Origin of the sequence: Mycobacterium scrofulaceum (assembly GCF_001667885.1) — a bacterium.
GTDB classification, from domain to species: domain Bacteria; phylum Actinomycetota; class Actinomycetes; order Mycobacteriales; family Mycobacteriaceae; genus Mycobacterium; species Mycobacterium scrofulaceum_C.
Map to the genome: position 1 here is coordinate 1 of NZ_LZJW01000073.1, position 17,577 is coordinate 17,577.

A 17,577-nucleotide genomic window follows, 5' to 3' on the forward strand; every position below is an offset into this window, starting at 1 on the left:
TGGCCCGGCTGTGATCACCCGGCGGTGGCCTGCGACATCGACCACACCATCCCCCACAGCCAAGGGGGACTCACCCATGCGAGCAACCTCAAGTGTTATTGCCGCACACATCATTTGGTCAAGACCTTCTGGGGCTGGCGCGAACAGCAGCTGCCCGATGGGACGCTGATCTTGACGTCTCCGGCCGGGCGCACCTACGTCACCACCCCGGGCAGTGCGCTGCTGTTCCCGAGCCTGTGCCACGCCACCGGTGCCATACCGGCCGCCGAGGCCGACCCGGCGCCCGATTACTGCGCCGACCGCACCGCGATGATGCCCCGCCGGCGCCGCACCCGCACCCAAGACCGCGCCACCCGCATCGCCGTCGAACGCCGCCACAACCGCGATGCCCGCAGCGCCCGACGAGCCGAGTCGGTGAGCTACAGCGGCCCCGCGCCGCCCGAAGCCGACGAAGAACCACCACCGTTCTAGGTGGAAGATTGCGCCATGCCCGCGTCGCTACCGCCATTGGCCGGCGAGGACCATGTTTGCGCCGCCTGTGGGATCAGTTATTCGGAGACTCGGCTCGACAAGGCGATCGGCGTGATCGCCGGCCTGCCGGAAGCCGCCCGCGAGGCCATAGCCGCGATCGCGCCCGAGGCGCGACGGGTACGGCCCGGCCCAGATGTGTGGTCGGTCGCCGAATACCTGTGCCACCTGCGCGACGTCTACGTCAGCTTCACGATCCGGCTGCACCGCGTCCGCACCGAGGACCAGCCCGCCTGGGAGCCGATGCTCAACGACCTGCGGGCCCGCCGCTTCAGGTACAACGACTGCGACATCGACGCCACGCTCGACGAGCTGGCGGCCGCCGCGGCGGGCTTCCTGGACGAAGTCGCGCGTGCGAAAGAACACGACTGGGACCGCACCGGGACCCGGTTGCCGGGCGAGCCGCGCACCGCGCGCTGGCTGGTGCGCCAGGCGATGCACGAGGGCGTGCACCACCTCGGCGATATCCGGAGAATCGGGGCAGGCGCTCCCGAGAACCGGCATTGACGCCGCCTTGGCCGCGAATTTGGCTCTGAGCTGGTCGTCCCCTAGACTCTAGGGGTTGCCTTGGGCAGACCTCGGCCGGTGCGAATCGGCCCCGCGTGCCCTTCGGTGACAAAGACCGCGCATGTCAGGTTTTTTGGTGGGCTTTGGCCTGCGTCCTGCCGTGCACACGAAACCAGGTCAGGAGATCGAGTGATTCAGCAGGAATCGCGGCTGAAGGTCGCCGACAACACCGGCGCCAAGGAGATCTTGTGCATCCGGGTGCTCGGTGGTTCGTCGCGACGCTACGCCGGCATCGGTGATGTCATCGTCGCCACCGTCAAGGACGCCATCCCCGGCGGCAACGTCAAGCGTGGGGATGTCGTCAAGGCCGTCGTGGTACGCACGGTCAAGGAGCGCCGCCGCCCGGACGGCAGCTACATCAAGTTCGACGAGAACGCCGCGGTGATCATCAAGCCCGACAACGACCCGCGTGGCACGCGCATTTTCGGGCCCGTCGGCCGCGAGCTGCGTGAGAAGCGGTTCATGAAGATCATCTCGCTCGCCCCGGAGGTGTTGTAAATGAAGGTCCGCAAAGGCGACACCGTCCTGGTCATCGCCGGCAAGGACAAGGGTGCCAAGGGCAAGGTGCTGCAGGCCTACCCGGAACGCAACCGGGTGCTGGTCGAGGGCGTCAACCGGATCAAGAAGCACACCGCGATCTCGAGCAACCAGCGCGGAGCCCAGTCGGGCGGAATCGTCACCCAGGAAGCCCCGATCCACGTTTCGAACGTGATGGTCGTCGACTCGGACGGCAAGCCCGCCCGCGTCGGCTACCGGGTCGACGAGGAGACCGGCAAGCGGGTCCGCATCTCCAAGCGCAACGGCAAGGACATCTAGCATGACGACAACTGAGAAGGTGCAGCCGCGCCTGAAAGAGCGCTACCGCAACGAGATTCGTGATTCGCTGCAGCAGCAGTTTGGTTACGCCAACGTCATGCAGATCCCGACCGTCACGAAGGTCGTCGTCAACATGGGCGTCGGCGACGCGGCGCGGGACGCGAAGCTGATCAACGGCGCGGTCAATGACCTGAGCCTGATCACCGGCCAGCGCCCCGAAATCCGCAGGGCGCGCAAGTCCATCGCGCAGTTCAAGCTGCGCGAGGGCATGCCGATCGGCGCCCGGGTCACCCTGCGCGGCGACCGGATGTGGGAATTCCTGGACCGCCTCACCTCGATCGCGCTGCCGCGTATCCGCGACTTCCGCGGCCTGTCGCCCAAGCAGTTCGACGGTGTCGGCAACTACACGTTCGGCCTGGCCGAGCAGTCGGTGTTCCACGAGATCGACGTGGACAAGATCGACCGGGTCCGCGGCATGGACATCAACGTCGTCACCTCGGCGACGACCGACGACGAAGGACGAGCGCTGTTGCGGGCCCTCGGCTTTCCCTTCAAGGAGAACTGAGTAGATGGCGAAGAAGGCACTGGTCAATAAGGCCAACCGCAAACCGAAGTTCGCGGTGCGCGGCTACACGCGCTGCAACAAGTGCGGCCGGCCGCGCGCGGTGTTCCGCAAGTTCGGCCTGTGCAGGATCTGCCTGCGCGAAATGGCGCACGCGGGCGAGCTGCCCGGCGTGCAGAAGAGCAGCTGGTAAGAGCCAGGACCCCAAGACCAACCCAGAACAGGTGCGCGACAGGCCCGAACCGGGAACCACCGCGAGGAAGGTACCAACGCTGTCATGACCGCGATGACGACGATGCAGAGCGTAGCGATGAAGAGGAGCAGCGCTCGATGACTATGACGGATCCGATCGCAGACTTCTTGACACGTCTGCGTAACGCCAATTCGGCGTATCACGACGAGGTGACGTTGCCGCACTCCAAGATCAAGGCCAACATCGCCCAGATCCTCAAGAGCGAGGGCTACATCAGCGATTACCGGACCGAAGATGCTCGGGTGGGCAAGTCGCTGATCGTCCAGCTCAAGTACGGGCCGAGCCGGGAGCGGAGCATCGCCGGACTGCGGCGAGTGTCCAAGCCCGGTCTGCGGGTGTACGCGAAATCCACCAACCTGCCGCGCGTGCTCGGCGGCCTGGGCGTGGCGATCATCTCGACCTCCTCGGGCCTGCTGACGGATCGTCAGGCAGCCAGACAGGGCGTGGGCGGCGAAGTCCTCGCGTACGTGTGGTGAGGGAGTAAACATGTCGCGCATTGGTAAGCAGCCGGTTCCGGTTCCGTCCGGAGTCGACGTAACGATCGACGGTCAGAACGTCTCGGTGAAGGGGCCCAAGGGCAGCCTGAATCTGACGGTGGCCGAACCGATTACGGTGGAGCGCAACGAGGACGGCGCGATCGTGGTCGCCCGCCCCAACGACGAGCGGCGCAACCGCTCGCTGCACGGCCTGTCGCGCACGCTGGTGTCCAACCTGGTGACCGGCGTGACCGAGGGCTACACCACCAAGATGGAGATCTTCGGCGTCGGTTACCGCGTGCAGCTCAAGGGCGCCCACCTCGAGTTCGCGCTGGGCTACAGCCATCCCGTGGTGATCGAGGCGCCCGAGGGCATCACGTTCGCGGTCCAGTCACCGACGAAGTTCTCGGTCTCCGGGATCGACAAGCAGAAGGTCGGCCAGATCTCGGCGAACATCCGCCGCCTGCGCCGTCCCGACCCGTACAAGGGCAAGGGCGTGCGCTACGAGGGTGAGCAGATCCGCCGCAAGGTCGGAAAGACAGGTAAGTAGTCATGGCGCAAAAACAAGCTGACACCGCCGCGCGGAAGCCGGTGGGGCAGAGCGTGTCCGCAACTCGCCGGGTCTCTCGGCTGCGTCGGCACGCCCGGCTGCGCAAGAAGATCGCGGGCACCCCGGAGCGTCCGCGGCTCGTCATCAACCGGTCCGCGCGGCACATCCACGTGCAACTGGTCAACGACGAGAACGGCACCACGGTGGCCGCCGCGTCGTCGATCGAGGACGACGTGCGCGGACTGCAGGGTGACAAGAAGGCCCGCAGCGTGCGGGTGGGGCAATTGATCGCCGAGCGCGCCAAGGCCGCCGGCGTCGACTCCGTGGTCTTCGACCGCGGCGGGTACACCTACGGCGGACGAATCGCGGCGCTGGCCGATGCCGCGCGCGAGAACGGATTGAGTTTCTAGATGATCAAGAGCCTGAACAAGACCGGAAGGACCGCATAATGGCGGAACAGTCAGCCGGCGGCCCCGAGGCCCGCGGCGACAACCGCGACTCGCGCGGCGACAATCGCGACAGCCGCGGTCGGCGCGACGGGGGCGGCCGTGGTGGCCGCGACCGCGACGGCGACAAGAGCAACTACCTGGAGCGGGTCGTCGCCATCAACCGTGTCTCCAAAGTGGTCAAGGGTGGTAGGCGCTTCAGCTTCACCGCATTGGTCATCGTGGGCGACGGCAACGGCATGGTCGGCGTCGGCTACGGCAAGGCCAAGGAAGTCCCGGCCGCCATCGCCAAGGGCGTGGAAGAGGCGCGCAAGGGCTTCTTCCGCGTGCCGCTGATCGGCGGCACCATCACGCACCCGGTGCAGGGCGAGGCGGCCGCCGGTGTGGTGCTGCTGCGCCCGGCCAGCCCCGGTACCGGTGTGATCGCCGGCGGCGCGGCCCGCGCGGTGCTGGAATGCGCTGGGGTGCGCGACATCCTGGCCAAGTCATTGGGCAGCGACAACGCGATCAACGTGGTGCACGCCACCGTCACCGCGCTCAAGCTGCTGCAGCGTCCCGAGGAGGTGGCCGCCCGGCGCGGACTGCCCATCGAGGATGTCGCCCCGGCCGGAATGCTGAGGGCGCGACGTGAAAGTGAAGCGCTGGCCGCCAGTGCCGCGCGCGAGGGAACGGCACCGCAATGAGCCAGTTGAAGATCACCCAGGTGCGCAGCACCATCGGGGCCCGCTGGAAGCAGCGGGAAAGCCTGCGCACGCTGGGCCTGCGCCGGATCCGCCACTCGGTGATCCGTGAGGACAACCCACAGACCCGCGGCCTCATCGCGGTGGTCAATCACCTCGTTGAGGTGGAGGAGGCCAAGTGACCATCAAGCTGCACGACCTGAAGCCGGCGCCCGGGTCCAAGACGGCCCGCACCCGCGTCGGTCGCGGTGAGGGTTCGAAGGGCAAGACCGCCGGCCGCGGCACCAAGGGCACCAAGGCCCGCAAGAACGTGCCGGCCACCTTCGAGGGTGGGCAGATGCCGATTCACATGCGGCTGCCCAAGCTCAAGGGATTCCGGAACCGGTTCCGCACCGAATACGAGATCGTCAACGTCGGCGACATCAACCGGCTCTTCCCGCAGGGCGGGTCGGTCGGCGTGGACGAGCTGGTGGCCAAGGGCGCGGTCCGCAAGAACGCGTTGGTCAAGGTCCTCGGCGACGGCAAGCTGACCGTCAAGGTGGACCTGACGGCACACAAGTTCAGCGGCAGCGCCCGCGAGAAGATCACCGCCGCCGGCGGATCGGTCACCGAGCTCTGATCAACCCAGCCGCGGAATGACCTCCGCGGCAAGGCGTTCCATCTGCTCGCGGTTCTCGCCGACGTCGATGCCGACGGGATTGAGCAACAGGTACTCGGCGCCCGCGTCGATCACCTCGCGCAGGCCGCGCGCCACGTCGTCGGGCGTGCCCGACACCGGCACGTCCTCGACGCCCGGCATGTTGCCGTAGATCCGCCGCAGCCCCGCGAGCACGCGCTCGCGGGCGCGCGTCGCATCGTCGTCGACCATCAGGTAGACGCGCTTGCCGATGGTGAAATGTGCCGGGTCCTTTCGCTGTTCGCCGAGTTCGCGGCGCACCACGCCGACCGCCCCGGCGAACGCCTCGGTGGTCGACGAACCGGCGCCGAGGAACGAGTCGCCGTGGCGCACCGCCCTGGCCAGGGCCTTGGGCGCCAGGCCGCCGAACCAGATGGGCGGGTGCGGCCGCTGCACCGGCTTGGGCTGAATCGGCACGTCGTCGACTTCACGAAACCGGCCGTGGAATGTGACCCGGGGTTCGTCGGACCAGGCGGCCTTCATCAGCTTCAGGCCCTCGGTGAAATACGAGATGTACGTGTCCTTTTCGACGCCGAACGCGGCAAACCTGCGAAAGCCCCCGCCGGTCCCGACACCGACGTCCAGCCGGCCGTGGCTGAGCCGGTCGACCGCCGTGATGGATGACGCCAGCTGCAGCGGATCGTGCAGCGACGTCACCAGGACGGCCACTCCCAGGCGCAGGCGCTCGGTGCAGGCCGCGCAGTAGGCGAGCAGCTCCAGCGGCGCCAGCAGCGGAGCCTCCCCGATGATCTGCTCGAGCACCCAGCCGCCCTCGAACCCGAGCTCCTCGGCCCGACGCAGGTAGGCGCGTAGCCCCTCGCCGTCGAACCGGTCGTAGTCGAACTGGGGGATGGCGATCGCGAACCTCACCCCACCACCGTACGGCGGCGGTGTCGGTACGCTGCAAACATGTTCGCCTTCCTGCCCTCGCTTCCTGGGGTCGACGACGTCCGCGCGCTGGCCGGTCGCGTCGACACCGCCCGCCACCACGGCGTGCCCAACGGCTGCGTGCTCGAGCTCGACCTGAGGTCGGCGCCGCCCGAGGCGACGGGCTTCGACCCGCTGGCCATCTTCACCGGCGGTAGGCAGATGACGCTGCGCGACGCGATCGCCGCCATCCATCGCGCGGCCGAGGACCCGCGGGTCGCCGGGCTGATCGCCCGCGTGCAATTGGCCGCGTCGCCGCCGGCGGCCGTGCAGGAGCTGCGCGAGGCCATCGCCGCCTTCACCGCCGCCAAGCCATCACTGGCCTGGGCCGAGACCTATCCGGGCACGCTGTCCTACTACCTGGCCTCGGCGTTCGGTGAGGTGTGGATGCAGCCCTCGGGAAGCGTCGGGCTGATCGGCTTCGCCAGCAACGCCACCTTCCTGCGTGACGCGTTCGACAAGGCGGGCATCGAACCCCAATTCGTGGCGCGCGGCCAATACAAGTCGGCGGCAAACCGTTTCACCGAGCACGGCTTCACGACGGCGCACCGCGAGGCCGTCACCCGGATGCTGGAAAGCCTGCAGGAGCAGGCGTGGCGGGCGATCGCCGAATCACGCAAGCTCGACCGGGGCGCGCTCGACGCGCTGGCCGACCGGGCCCCGCTGTTGCGTGACGACGCCGTGGCCGCGGGTCTGCTCGACCGGATCGGCTTCCGCGACGAGGCCTACGCGCGGATCGCGGAATTGGTTGGTGTCAAGGACGTTTCGGATGAGACCGCCCCGCCGCGGCTGTTCCTGGCGCGCTACGCGAGTGCATCCCGTTCCCGGCTGGCCCCGCCCAAGCCACCGGTGCCCGGTCGCCGGCCCAAGCCGACGCTGGCCGTCGTCACCCTCGACGGCATGATCGTCGACGGTCGCGGCGGGCCCCAGTTCCTGCCGTTGGGCACCGCGACCGCGGGTGGCGACACCATCGGGGCGGCCCTGCGGGAGGCCGGCGCCGACGACTCCGTGTCCGCAATCGTGCTGCGGGTCAACAGTCCCGGCGGCACCATCACCGCGTCGGAGAGCATCTGGCGCGAGGTGACGCAGGCCCGCAAGCGCGGCAAGCCGGTGGTGGCGTCCATGGGCGCGGTCGCCGCGTCCGGCGGCTATTACGTCTCGATGGGTGCCGACGCGATCGTCGCCAACCCGGCGACGGTCACCGGTTCGATCGGTGTCATCACCGGCAAGCTGGTGATCCGCGACCTGCTGGACCGGTTGGGTGTCGGGTCGGACACGGTGCGCACCAACGCCAATGCCGACGCGTGGTCGATCGACGCACCGTTCACGCCCGAACAGCAGGCGCATCGGGAGGCCGAGGCGGACCTGTTCTACGCGGACTTCGTGCAGCGGGTCGCCGAGGCGCGCAACCTGACCGCCGAAGCCGTCGATCGCGTCGCGCAGGGACGAATCTGGACCGGCGCCGACGCGTTGGAGCGCGGCCTGGTCGACGAGCTGGGCGGCTTCCGAACGGCGGTGCGGCGGGCCAAGATCCTGGCCGGGTTGGACGCGGACACCGAGGTCCGAGTGTTGAGCTATCCGAGCTCGTCGCTGCTAGACATGGTGCGACCGCGGGCCTCCTCGCAGCCGGCCGCCGCCTCGCTGCCCGACGGGCTGGCCGCCCTGCTGGGCCGGACGGTCACCGGCATCGTGGACAACCTCGAACAGGCGCTGACCGGCGCCAGCGCGCTGTGGTCGGGGCCGTTGCGGTTCTAGGAGCTAACCGGTCAGCTCGCCGCTGATGAAGATGATCTCGCCGAGCGGGTCGTCGTTTTGCGGGGGCGGCACCTCGATGCTTTGGCGGCGGAACAGTTCGGTGCGGGTGGTGCCCTCGACGTCCCATCGCTTGGACCGCAGATAGTCCAGGACGTGGTTGCGTTCGCCGGCGTAGACCAGCGACGCCATGTCGATGTCGACGCCGTGGTCCCGGAAGGAACCGGACATCTCCCGCACCCGGTCCGCGTCGAAATCGATGATGCCGGGCACGAATTCGGTCGCGATCGTGCTCCCGGGCACGCTGAGCGCGGTGATGTTGTCGAACAACCGGTCCTGGGCTTCGGGCGGCAGGTAGATCAGCAGGCCCTCGGCGAGCCAGGCCGTCGGCGCCGTCGGGTCGAATCCGGACGCCTTCAGTGCGGCGGGCCAGTCGGCGCGCAGGTCGATCGGTACGGTGCGCCGCGTCGCGGTCGGTTCGGCGCCGATGCCGGCCAAGGTGGCCGTCTTGAATTCGATGACGCGGGGCTGGTCGATCTCGTAGACCACCGTGCCGGCCGGCCACGGCAGCCGGTAGGCGCGCGCGTCCAACCCCGACGCGAGGATGACCACCTGCCGGACTCCCGCGGCGGTCGCGTTGATGAAGTAGTCGTCGAAATACTTGGTGCGCACCGCCATTCCGTCGACCATCGCCTGCATGCGCACCTGCGACGCGTTCTCGATCGCGTCGAAGTCGAGCTCGCCGTCCATCATCTTGGTGAAGAAGTCGACCCCCACCGCGCGCACCAGCGGCTCGGCGAACGGGTCGTGGATCAGGCCGCGGGGATCCTTCGTGGCCATGGCGCGCCCGGCGGCCACCATGGTCGCGGTCGCGCCCACACTGGACGCCAGATCCCACTCGTCGTCGTGAGCGCGTGACATAGGCGCAACCCTAGCCAACCCGCTACGCGAGCGTCGCGGCGACGTAGCTCAACTCGCCGAAGGTGGCCGCCATCTCATCCTCGGGGAAGTCGAACCCGTTCTGCGCGTACAGCTCTCGCGCGGGGTGGGTCGTAACCTGCCAGCCGTGGGTGGTGAGGTAGTCGACGACGACGTTGCGCTCGCCCCGGTAGAACAAATCGGCTGCGTTGAGGTTGAAGCCGAACCGCTGCCAGCGTTCGCTGATGCGCTGCAACCGCTCTTCGGAGAACACGTTGGGGTCGGGCACGTGCTCGGTGGCCAGTCGGCTGCCCGGCGCGCTGAGCGCGGTGATGTTGTCGAACAGCCGGTCCTGGGCCTCGGGTGGCAGGTAGGGCAGCAGTCCCTCCGCGCTCCACGCGGTCGGTTGGGTCACGTCAAATCCGCCGTCGCGCAACGCCGCCGGCCAGTCGTCGCGCAGGTCGATGGCGATCGTTCGGCGGTCGGCGGTCGGGGCGGCGCCGAGGCCGGCGAGCGTGTCGGTCTTGAACGCGATGACCTGTGGCTGGTCGATCTCGTAGACGACGGTTCCCGCCGGCCACCGCAACCGGTAGGCGCGGGTGTCCAGGCCGGACGCGAGGATGACCGCTTGGCGCACACCGTCTTCGGTGGCGCCGGTGAAGAAGTCGTCGAAGAACCGGGTGCGAACCGTGATCTGCTCGGCCCGCGCCTTGCGGTTGAACAGCGGGTCGTCCTCGAAGTCGACCTGCCCGTCGACGATCCGGATGAAGGGCTCCAGGCCGACGGCGCGGACCAGTGGCTCGGCCAGCGGATCGTCGAGCAGTGCGTTGGGCCCCTGCGACGCCACCGCGCGCGACGCCGCCACCATGGTCGCCGTGGCGCCCACGCTGGACGCGGGTCCCCAGCTGTCGCCTTCGCTACGCCCCTCGCTCATCGCGTTCCGCTCACGTAGAGCATCTCGCCCATCCGGATGTCGTCGTCCTCGAGCGGTGGAAGGCCGTTGGCCGCGAACAACTCCCGGATGCTGACCTTGTCGAGCCGCCACCCGTGGTCGGCGAGGTAGGGCGCCGCCTCGTTGCGGTCCCCGAAGTAGACGAGGCCCGCCATGTCCAAGTCGAAACCGTGCGCACGCCAGCGTTCCGAGATGTGCTGCATGCGTTCCTTCATCCTGTCCTCCTCCCCGGGCTCGGGGTTGGGCGCGCTTTCTACGGCCAGCCGGCTGCCCGGCGCGCTGAGGTCGGTGATGGTGTCCAGCAGGCGGTCCTGCGCCTCGGGCGGCAGGTAACCGAGCAGGCCCTCGGCGCTCCACGCGGTCGGCTGGGCCGGGTCGAATCCCGCGGCCCGCAGCGCGGCGGGCCAGTCGTCGCGCAGGTCGACGGCCACCTCGCGGCGCTCGGCCGTGGGCGCGGCGCCCAGCCCGGCCAGGGTGCGCGACTTGAAGTCGATCACCTGGGGCTGGTCGACCTCGTAGACGACGGTTCCGGCCGGCCACTGCAGCCGGTAGGCGCGGGCATCCAGCCCAGAGGCGAGGATCACGGCCTGCTTGATGCCCGCCCGCGTCGCGTCGAGGAAGAACTCGTCGAAGAATTTGGTGCGCACCGCCATGTTGTCCGCCATGCGGGACATCGCGCCGGCCGAGCCGGTCGCGCCGTCGTGCGCGTCGTTCAGCTCGTCCGGGTTCAGTTCGCCGGTCGCCAGCCGGGTGAGCAGGTCCACGCCGACGGCCCGGACCAGCGGCTCGGCGAACTGGTCGTTGATCAGCGGACGGTCGGCGCGGGTCGCCACGGCGCGGGCGGCGGCGACCATCGTCGCGGTCACCCCGACGCTGGACGCCAGGTCCCAGGTGTCGCCCTCGTACCTGGTGGAAGTCATGTGTGCCCCTGTTCAGAAGTAGTTAAGCTAATATTTAGTCGATTTAACAAGCTTCAACCACTGTACGCTTCCCGCGATTCGCGGCAACCTTGACTGATGGCCGATCGGGTGTTCATCGCGGGTGCGGCGGGGATGGCTCCCCCGTGAGGGCGCTGGTGTACGGCGTGCCGCCGGAACCCTTCGAGGTTCCCGACGGGGCCAACAGGCTCACGGCCAATTTGTCCCGCACGCCGACCGCGCTGCGTGAGGTGCCCGAACCACTACTGCCGCATGACGATTGGGTGCTCACCCGGCCGCGGCTGACCGGCATCTGCGGCTCGGATTCCAAGCAGATCCTGATGGATTTCGGCGAGGGCGACGCTGACAACGCCATGTCGTCCTTCTGTTCCTTCCCACAGGTCATGGGCCACGAGGTGGTGGCCGACGTGGTGGCGCTGGGCCCGAAGGCCCGCGGGCTCGACGTCGGGCAGCGGGTGGTGCTCAACCCGTGGCTGTCCTGCGGGCCCCGCGGCATCGAGCCGCCCTGTCCCGCGTGCGAGGCCGGCGACTACAGCCTGTGCTGGAGCTTCGCCGACGGGGACATCAAGCCCGGCATCCACACCGGGGTGTCCGCCGATGTGACGGGCGGTTATGCCGAATCGATGCCCGCCCACGACAGCATGCTGTTCGGTGTGCCGGATTCCGTCCCGGATGAGGTGGCGGTGTTCGCCGACCCGTTCTCGGTGTCCCTGCACGCGATCACCCGCCACCCGCCGCCGCGCTCGGGCCGCGTCCTGGTGTACGGGGCCGGCTCGCTGGGATTGTGCGCGGTCGCCATCCTGCGGGCGCTGTACCCGGACGTGGCCGTCGCGGTGGTGGCGCGGTTCGCGGCGCAGAAGGAACTGGCCCGCCGGTTCGGGGCCGCCCTGGTGGTGGATCACGAACCGCGCCAGGCGGTCATCGAGGAGGTGGTCGGGTGGGGCGGCGGCCGGCTGCGGCAGCCGCTGCTGGGGCTGCCGATGGCGCACCCCGGGGCGGTGGACGTCGTGTACGACACCATCGGCAAGCCGGAGACGTTCGAGGTGGGCGTGCGGGTGCTGCGCTCCCGCGGGACGCTGGTCAAGGCCGGCGTGCACGCCCCGGGCCGGTGGGAGTGGAGTCCCTTGTATTTCAAGGAGATTGCCCTCGTGGGCTCCAACGCCTTCGGCGTCGAGGAGGTGGGCGGTCAGCGCAAGCACGCCATCGCCCACTACCTGGACCTGGCCACCGACGGCCGGGTCGACCTGCGCCCGATGCTCACGCACACCTTCCCGCTGGAACGGTGGCGCGACGCCTTCCTCGCGATCGCCAACCAGGGCGAGAGCGGCGCCGTCAAGGTCGCGTTCGACCAGCGCTAGGCGGGGCGCGTCGCCCGGTAGTAGTTCAACCGCCCGAGAACGCGGTGCCGCGTCGAGGCAACCTCGGTGCAGTCGAATCCGGCCGTCGTCAGCAGCCGGGGAATCGCGTCGCCGAGATTTCCGCCCGCGTGCGGATTGCGTCTGATGAGCCGCGCCAGCACGCCGTGATCGGCGGTCGGCTCGCCGCCGATGTCGACCAGATACAGGCTGCCGCCGGGACGCAAGACGCGGAAGATCTCCGCCGCCGCAGCGGGTTTCGCGGCGTCCTGGACGTGGTGCAGCATCATCGACGACAGCACCCGGTCGAATTCGCCGTCGGCGTAGGGCAGCCGCTCGGCGTAGCCCTGATCGAACCGGACGTCGTTCGCCTTGCGCCGCGCCCGGTCGAGCGCCCGCGGGTCGGGGTCGCATCCGACCGCCTCCAGGTGGGGATGGTCGCGTTTGGCTCGAACGATGAGATTGCCGGTGCCGCAGCCGATTTCCAGGACGCGCTGGCCGTCGGCCAGCCCGGCCTGGGCGATGAGCGCCTGGTGGACGCGTTTGATGCCCAGTAGCCGTGAGATCAGGTCGTAGCAGGGCAGCAGCGCGTCGTGTCCGGCGGCGGGCAAGTAGTCATGTGGATGATGTTTCGTCACATGCTCCATGGTGAATCGGTCAATGCGAGAAGTATTGGGTGATCGTCGGTGAAAATAGGACTATCTTTGGCGGCATGACGCAGCCGGCTCGGATGGTTCGGTGGCGCGCGGGCGTGCCGATCTACGAATACCGCATCGGGCCCGACATCCCGCCGGTGTCGGTGGTGCGGTCGGGTCCCGAGGATTTCGTCGACCGGGGCCGCCACATTCACGACTTTCCGGCGCTGTGGTACCTGCCCGCCGCCGGGCTGGTCTACGTGGCGGCCGCGGGCCGGGTCCTCGACCCCGGGTGCCTGGACCTTCGCGACGCCGGTGTGGCGGTGTTCTTCGACCCCGCCGCGCTCGGTGAGGACGCGCGATCACCGTGGCCGGCGTGGCGGGCGCACCCGCTGCTGTTCCCGTTCCTACACGGGCAGGTTGGCGGGATCCTGCGCCTGGACGTGCCCGCGGCCCGCCGGTCGGCGTGGGACGCCGCGATCCGTTCGATCGAAACGGAACTCGACGCGCGGCAGGACGGTTACCGGCAGGCGGCGCTGGCACACCTGACCCTGTTGCTGATCGACCTCGCGCGCCTGGCGGGACCGGTGGCCACCGAGCTCCGGCGCAGCGGCGAACCGCTGCTGGCGGAGGTGTTCGACGTGATCGACCGTCGGCACGCCGAGCAGTTGTCGCTGCGCGACGTGGCGGCCGAACTGGGCATCACCCCGGGACACCTGACCACCGTGGTGCGGCGCCGCACCGGGCGCACGGTCGGGGAGTGGATCACCGAACGCCGCATGGCCGAGGCGCGCACGTTGCTCGCCGAAACCGACCTGCCGATCGCCGAGGTCGCCGGGCGGGTCGGGATCGCCGACGCGGGCTACTTCAGCAGGCTCTTCGTCCGGACCCACGGGGTCTCGCCACGCCAGTGGCGCGGCCGGGCGGCCTGACCGGCGCGGCTCAGACCCGTAGCGCCCCAACGGATCCGGTGATCGGCAGGTCGATCGGGGTGATGACGCCGGGCCGCGCGTCGCACAGAAACGGAATGGCGTTGACGGCGGCCACCGCGGTGCTGTCCATCAACACGGTCATCGCGTCCTGCCCGGGCTCGCCGAACCGGATCGTCGCGTCGACGCGCGGTCGGCCCTCGATCACGACGCTGAAACCCTCGGGCTCGCTCCACTGCGGGTCGAGCGCGTCGTTGCTCATGGTCCAGCAGATGGCCAGCTCGACCACCGGCCGGCCGCCGAGCAGGCCGCGGTAGGTGCGGCGCTGACCCCCGATCGTGCCCTCGCCGAAGGCCACCCAGCCCAGGTCCAGATCCCGGGTCAGCACCGCGGGCTCGACGAACGCCTCCTTGGAGTCGAGTTCGACACCGAGCATGGCGGCGATCATGTCCAGCGTCTCGAAGTAGCCGAGGCCGTATCGCTGCGTCGCCGGGTCGATGTGCGTCACCGGCTCCCGGGGTGTCTTACCGAATCCCAGCACTTTCCACACGTCCCACACGGGATACGTTGTGCAGTCCAGCGTTTCGACGAGCGTGACTTTGTCGACCCGCCGGCATGCGCCGGTGAGGAAACCGGCGACGACGTTGATGAAGCCCGGCTCGAATCCCGTCCCGAGGAAGGTCGCGCCGCCCCGGGCTGCCGCCTCCTCGAGCGCCGGAAGTTCCACCGGGTGATGGGTGCCGGTCAGGAAGTCGCCGGTGGTGACGACGTTGATGCCGGCGCGCAGCATCTTGAGCACCACGTCGTAGTCGATGACCCGCGGCATGTAGCACACGCAATCGGGTCGGAGCCCGATCAACGCGTCGGCATCGTCGGTGGCGGGGACACCGACCGCGCCCTGCTCGGCCAGCTCGCCCGCATCGCGGCCCACCTTGTCCGGACCGAAGGCGTGGACGCCGACCACGTCGAAGTCGTCGCGGTCCAGCAGGGCGCCGAGCGCTCGCTTGCCGATGTTGCCGGTCGACCACTGGACCACTCGGTACGGCGCCATGCCTCACACCGTATCGATGTCGAGCCAGTGATCGACGTCGAATTCGTCGGCGACGGCGCGGATCGTGGCGCCCCCGCGGCCGGGGTAATGCGCGGGGATGACCGCAGCCTTCGCGCCGACCGCCTCGGTGAAGATCCGGCGCCGGGTCGCCGCGGCGGCCCGCGCGTCGATGTCGAAGGCGCAGGCGTCGGCCGGCCGGCGCAACTGCAGCGGGCTGTGGGTCAGGTCGCCGACGAACACGGCCGGCTGGCCCGCGTCCAGCCACAGCACCGAGGAGCCCGGCGTGTGCCCCGGGGCGGGCCGCAGCCGCAGCGACGGGCTGATCGCGTAGTCGTCCGCCCATGCGACGAGCTGGCCCGCCGCCGCGATCGGTGCGACGCTGTCCGCGAACACGAGCTGGTCGCCGCGCTGCTGGGCCGCTTCCTCCTCGCTGCGCGGCGTTCGGGTGGCCGCCGGGCCGTCGGGTGCGAAGTGGCGGTAGTCGGCGGCCGGGACGACGTAGCGGGCGTTGGGGAAGGTGGGCACCCACGCGCCGTCCTCGAGCATCGTGTTCCACCCGACATGGTCGGAGTGGACGTGGGTGTTGACCACCACGTCCACGGCGGCCCGGTCGACGCCCGCGGACCGCAGGGCGCCCAGGAATCCGGTGTTCAGGTGGTCCAGGGGTGGCATGTGCGGCCGTGGGCGATCGTTGCCGACCCCGGTGTCCACCACCACGGTCAGCCCGTCGACCTCGATCACCCAACTCTGGATGGCGATGTGCCACTGGTCGGTGTTTGGGTCGAAGAAGTTCGGCACCAGCAGGTCGGCGTTGTCCCGCCAACCGGACGGCGGTGTCTGCGCGAAAAGCCGTGTCGGCAGGTCGAATTGGAGTTCGAGGACCCGCGTCACGCTCGCGCGGCCGAACCGGACCGGGCGCATCAGGCGTTCGCGCGCAGGTAGCCGTAGACGGCGGCGAAGTTGCGGTTCACGTCTTCGGGGATGGGCACCGGGCCACCGAGTGCCTTTGCGCCCCAGACGATTTGGGCGGTGCGCTCCACCAGCGCGGTGATGTGCAGCACCTTGTCCGGCCGGGGCCCCACGGCGACCAGGCCGTGGTTGGCGATCAACGCCGCACCCCGCCCCTCGAGCGCCTTGACGGCGTTGGCGCCGACGTCGGGAGTGCCCGACGCGGCGTACTCGGCGCAGCGGACGTCGCCGCCGCAGTACACGGCGAACTCGTCGATGCACGCCGGAATCGCTTGGCGCGCAATGGCGAACATCGTCGCCCATACCGGGTGGCTGTGGATGACGCTGCCGATGTCGTCGAAGGCGTGGTAGCAGGCCAGGTGCAGCTGCAGCTCCGACGAGGGCGAGCGGCCGTCCGCGGCCTGCAGCACGGCGCCGTCCGGGTCGATCAGCACGAGGTCGTCGAGCTGCATGTCGCGGTAGTCGACCGACGACGGCGTGATGACGATGTTGCCGTCGGACCGCCGCGCGGAGATGTTGCCCGCGGTTCCCTCGACCAGGCCGCGGCGCAGCATGTCCTTGGCCGCGTCCAGCACCGCCGCCTCGGGGTTGTCTACGGATTTCATCGGCCGAGCACCTCCGGGTTGACGATGTGGGCGGGCGTCGCGCCGGCCAGCAGCGCTTCCACGTCGTCGGCCACCATCTGCGCCTGCCGAGCCTCAGTGTCCCATGTGGCGCCGCCGATGTGGGGCGTCAGCACGACGTTGGGCATGCCCACCAGCGGGTGGTCGGTGGGCAGCCATTCGCCGACGAAATGGTCCAGGCCGGCGCCGGCCACCTTGCCGCCGCGCAGCGCGTCGACGAGCGCGTCGGTGTCGTGCAGCTGGGCGCGGGCGGTGTTGAGGAAGACCACGCCGTCGCGCATGGCGGCGAACTGCGGCGCCCCGATCATGCCGACGGTGTCGTCGGTGACGGGCGCGTGCAGGGAGACGACGTCGGCCTCGGCGAGCAGCTCGTCCAGGCCGTGCCGGGCGTCGTCGTTGTACGGGTCGTGGGCGATGACCCGCAGGCCCAGCCCGGTCAGCCGCCAGGCGGTGGCGCGGCCGACGGCGCCGAGGCCCACCAGCCCGGCGGTGCGCCCGGCGACCTCCCAGCCGCGGAACCGCTGGTAGGGGATGCTGCCGTCGCGAAAGATGTTGCCGCTGCGCACATCCGAGTCCGCGGGCAGCAGCTGGCGGGTGACTGCCAGCAGCAGCGCCACCGTCATCTCGGCGACCGCGTCGGCGTTGCGGCCTGGCGTGTTGAGCACCGGGATCCCGGCCGCGGTGGCCCCCGCGACGTCGACGTTGTTCGGATCCCCGCGGGTGGAGGCGATCGCCCGCAGGCCCAATTCGAAGACCGGGCCGCCCACCGAGTCGCTTTCCACCACAACGACATCGGCGGCTTCGGCGGTGATGCGCTCGGCCAGTTGTTCCGGGCCGTAGATCCGCAGCGGCGTCTGCTCGATCCAGGGGTCGTAGACCACGTCGGCCAGTTCGCGAAGCTTGGCGAATCCCGGGCCGCGCAGCGGGGCGGTCACCAAGGCGCGCGGTCTTGACGTCACGAACCCCAATGCTGG

At 69.5% G+C, this 17,577-nt stretch carries 24 protein-coding genes; 15 read left to right on the forward strand and 9 right to left on the reverse strand.

Annotated features, from left to right (window positions below; genetic code table 11):
* The 12 genes from A5681_RS10020 to rplO form a co-directional block, all read left to right on the forward strand.
* On the forward strand, window positions 1-471 hold a 471-nt coding region (locus A5681_RS10020; protein ID WP_197498565.1), incomplete at its 5' end, for an HNH endonuclease signature motif containing protein.
* A 15-nt stretch (window positions 472-486) separates the two neighbouring features.
* Window positions 487-1,035, forward strand: coding sequence for a DinB family protein (locus A5681_RS10025; protein ID WP_067273265.1), 549 nt, complete (start codon window positions 487-489; stop codon window positions 1,033-1,035).
* A gap of 189 nt (window positions 1,036-1,224) precedes the next feature.
* Window positions 1,225-1,593: a 50S ribosomal protein L14 gene (rplN, locus tag A5681_RS10030; protein WP_003403649.1), complete on the forward strand. Its 369-nt coding sequence runs from the start codon at window positions 1,225-1,227 to the stop codon at window positions 1,591-1,593.
* Window positions 1,594-1,911, forward strand: a complete 318-nt coding sequence (gene rplX, locus A5681_RS10035) for a 50S ribosomal protein L24 (protein ID WP_067273078.1) — start codon at window positions 1,594-1,596, stop codon at window positions 1,909-1,911.
* Window position 1,912: 1 nt separating this feature from the next.
* A complete protein-coding gene (rplE, locus tag A5681_RS10040) occupies window positions 1,913-2,476 on the forward strand; it encodes a 50S ribosomal protein L5 (RefSeq protein ID WP_067273081.1) in 564 nt (187 codons plus the stop codon).
* A 4-nt stretch (window positions 2,477-2,480) separates the two neighbouring features.
* Window positions 2,481-2,666: a type Z 30S ribosomal protein S14 gene (locus A5681_RS10045; protein WP_067273083.1), complete on the forward strand. Its 186-nt coding sequence runs from the start codon at window positions 2,481-2,483 to the stop codon at window positions 2,664-2,666.
* 137 nt (window positions 2,667-2,803) lie between these two features.
* Complete coding sequence (rpsH, locus tag A5681_RS10050) at window positions 2,804-3,202, forward strand: 30S ribosomal protein S8 (protein ID WP_007167852.1); 399 nt, start codon at window positions 2,804-2,806, stop codon at window positions 3,200-3,202.
* Window positions 3,203-3,212: 10 nt separating this feature from the next.
* Window positions 3,213-3,752 carry a 50S ribosomal protein L6 gene (gene rplF / locus A5681_RS10055; RefSeq protein ID WP_067273085.1) on the forward strand — a complete coding sequence of 180 codons (540 nt, stop codon included), beginning with the start codon at window positions 3,213-3,215 and terminating at the stop codon, window positions 3,750-3,752.
* 41 nt (window positions 3,753-3,793) lie between these two features.
* A complete protein-coding gene (gene rplR / locus A5681_RS10060) occupies window positions 3,794-4,162 on the forward strand; it encodes a 50S ribosomal protein L18 (protein ID WP_073879405.1) in 369 nt (122 codons plus the stop codon).
* A 38-nt stretch (window positions 4,163-4,200) separates the two neighbouring features.
* The gene (rpsE, locus tag A5681_RS10065) at window positions 4,201-4,881 is read left to right on the forward strand and encodes a 30S ribosomal protein S5 (protein ID WP_067273089.1); all 681 of its coding nucleotides are present in this window, start codon (window positions 4,201-4,203) and stop codon (window positions 4,879-4,881) included.
* Entirely contained in the window at window positions 4,878-5,060 is a 183-nt protein-coding gene (rpmD, locus tag A5681_RS10070; RefSeq protein WP_055401836.1) for a 50S ribosomal protein L30, read from the forward strand. The genes rpsE and rpmD overlap by 4 nt, the downstream gene beginning before the upstream one ends.
* Window positions 5,057-5,497 (forward strand): 50S ribosomal protein L15, encoded by a 441-nt coding sequence (gene rplO, locus A5681_RS10075; protein WP_067273090.1) that lies wholly within the window; start codon window positions 5,057-5,059, stop codon window positions 5,495-5,497. Before rpmD ends, rplO begins: the two co-directional genes overlap by 4 nt.
* On the opposite strand, the gene A5681_RS10080 is transcribed toward rplO, so the two are convergent.
* The gene (locus A5681_RS10080) at window positions 5,498-6,424 is read right to left on the reverse strand and encodes an LLM class flavin-dependent oxidoreductase (protein ID WP_067273093.1); all 927 of its coding nucleotides are present in this window, start codon (window positions 6,422-6,424) and stop codon (window positions 5,498-5,500) included.
* Between the two features lie 39 nt (window positions 6,425-6,463).
* On the opposite strand from A5681_RS10080, the gene sppA reads away from it, so the two are divergent.
* The gene (gene sppA, locus A5681_RS10085) at window positions 6,464-8,236 is read left to right on the forward strand and encodes a signal peptide peptidase SppA (protein WP_067273095.1); all 1,773 of its coding nucleotides are present in this window, start codon (window positions 6,464-6,466) and stop codon (window positions 8,234-8,236) included.
* Between the two features lie 3 nt (window positions 8,237-8,239).
* Here the strand turns inward: sppA and A5681_RS10090 are convergent, their stop codons facing one another.
* From A5681_RS10090 to A5681_RS10100, 3 genes are read right to left on the reverse strand one after another with little or no spacing between them, the layout of a single operon-like run.
* A complete protein-coding gene (locus A5681_RS10090) occupies window positions 8,240-9,154 on the reverse strand; it encodes a class I SAM-dependent methyltransferase (protein ID WP_067273098.1) in 915 nt (304 codons plus the stop codon).
* 22 nt (window positions 9,155-9,176) lie between these two features.
* Window positions 9,177-10,085, reverse strand: coding sequence for a class I SAM-dependent methyltransferase (locus A5681_RS10095; RefSeq protein WP_067273102.1), 909 nt, complete (start codon window positions 10,083-10,085; stop codon window positions 9,177-9,179).
* Window positions 10,082-11,023: a class I SAM-dependent methyltransferase gene (locus tag A5681_RS10100; RefSeq protein ID WP_067273105.1), complete on the reverse strand. Its 942-nt coding sequence runs from the start codon at window positions 11,021-11,023 to the stop codon at window positions 10,082-10,084. Before A5681_RS10100 ends, A5681_RS10095 begins: the two co-directional genes overlap by 4 nt.
* A gap of 143 nt (window positions 11,024-11,166) precedes the next feature.
* Here A5681_RS10100 and A5681_RS10105 point away from each other — a divergent pair, with 143 nt between their 5' ends.
* A complete protein-coding gene (locus tag A5681_RS10105) occupies window positions 11,167-12,399 on the forward strand; it encodes a zinc-dependent alcohol dehydrogenase (protein WP_067273108.1) in 1,233 nt (410 codons plus the stop codon).
* Here A5681_RS10105 and A5681_RS10110 read toward each other — a convergent pair.
* Complete coding sequence (locus A5681_RS10110; RefSeq protein ID WP_419866308.1) at window positions 12,396-13,034, reverse strand: class I SAM-dependent methyltransferase; 639 nt, start codon at window positions 13,032-13,034, stop codon at window positions 12,396-12,398. The two genes, A5681_RS10105 and A5681_RS10110, sit on opposite strands and share 4 nt — an antisense overlap.
* Window positions 13,035-13,108: 74 nt before the next feature.
* Between A5681_RS10110 and A5681_RS10115 the strand changes: the two genes are divergently transcribed.
* Window positions 13,109-13,963 carry a helix-turn-helix transcriptional regulator gene (locus A5681_RS10115; protein WP_067273114.1) on the forward strand — a complete coding sequence of 285 codons (855 nt, stop codon included), beginning with the start codon at window positions 13,109-13,111 and terminating at the stop codon, window positions 13,961-13,963.
* Between the two features lie 10 nt (window positions 13,964-13,973).
* Here A5681_RS10115 and A5681_RS10120 read toward each other — a convergent pair whose 3' ends face one another.
* The 4 genes from A5681_RS10120 to A5681_RS10135 are packed head-to-tail and all read right to left on the reverse strand — an operon-like array spanning window position 13,974 to window position 17,562.
* Window positions 13,974-15,011, reverse strand: coding sequence for a dihydrodipicolinate reductase (locus tag A5681_RS10120; RefSeq protein ID WP_067273117.1), 1,038 nt, complete (start codon window positions 15,009-15,011; stop codon window positions 13,974-13,976).
* Between the two features lie 3 nt (window positions 15,012-15,014).
* Complete coding sequence (locus A5681_RS10125) at window positions 15,015-15,932, reverse strand: MBL fold metallo-hydrolase (RefSeq protein WP_067273121.1); 918 nt, start codon at window positions 15,930-15,932, stop codon at window positions 15,015-15,017.
* Window positions 15,932-16,585 (reverse strand): L-fuculose-phosphate aldolase, encoded by a 654-nt coding sequence (locus tag A5681_RS10130; RefSeq protein WP_067273125.1) that lies wholly within the window; start codon window positions 16,583-16,585, stop codon window positions 15,932-15,934. Before A5681_RS10130 ends, A5681_RS10125 begins: the two co-directional genes overlap by 1 nt.
* A complete protein-coding gene (locus A5681_RS10135) occupies window positions 16,582-17,562 on the reverse strand; it encodes an NAD(P)-dependent oxidoreductase (RefSeq protein WP_067273267.1) in 981 nt (326 codons plus the stop codon). Before A5681_RS10135 ends, A5681_RS10130 begins: the two co-directional genes overlap by 4 nt.
* Window positions 17,563-17,577 lie beyond the last annotated feature (15 nt).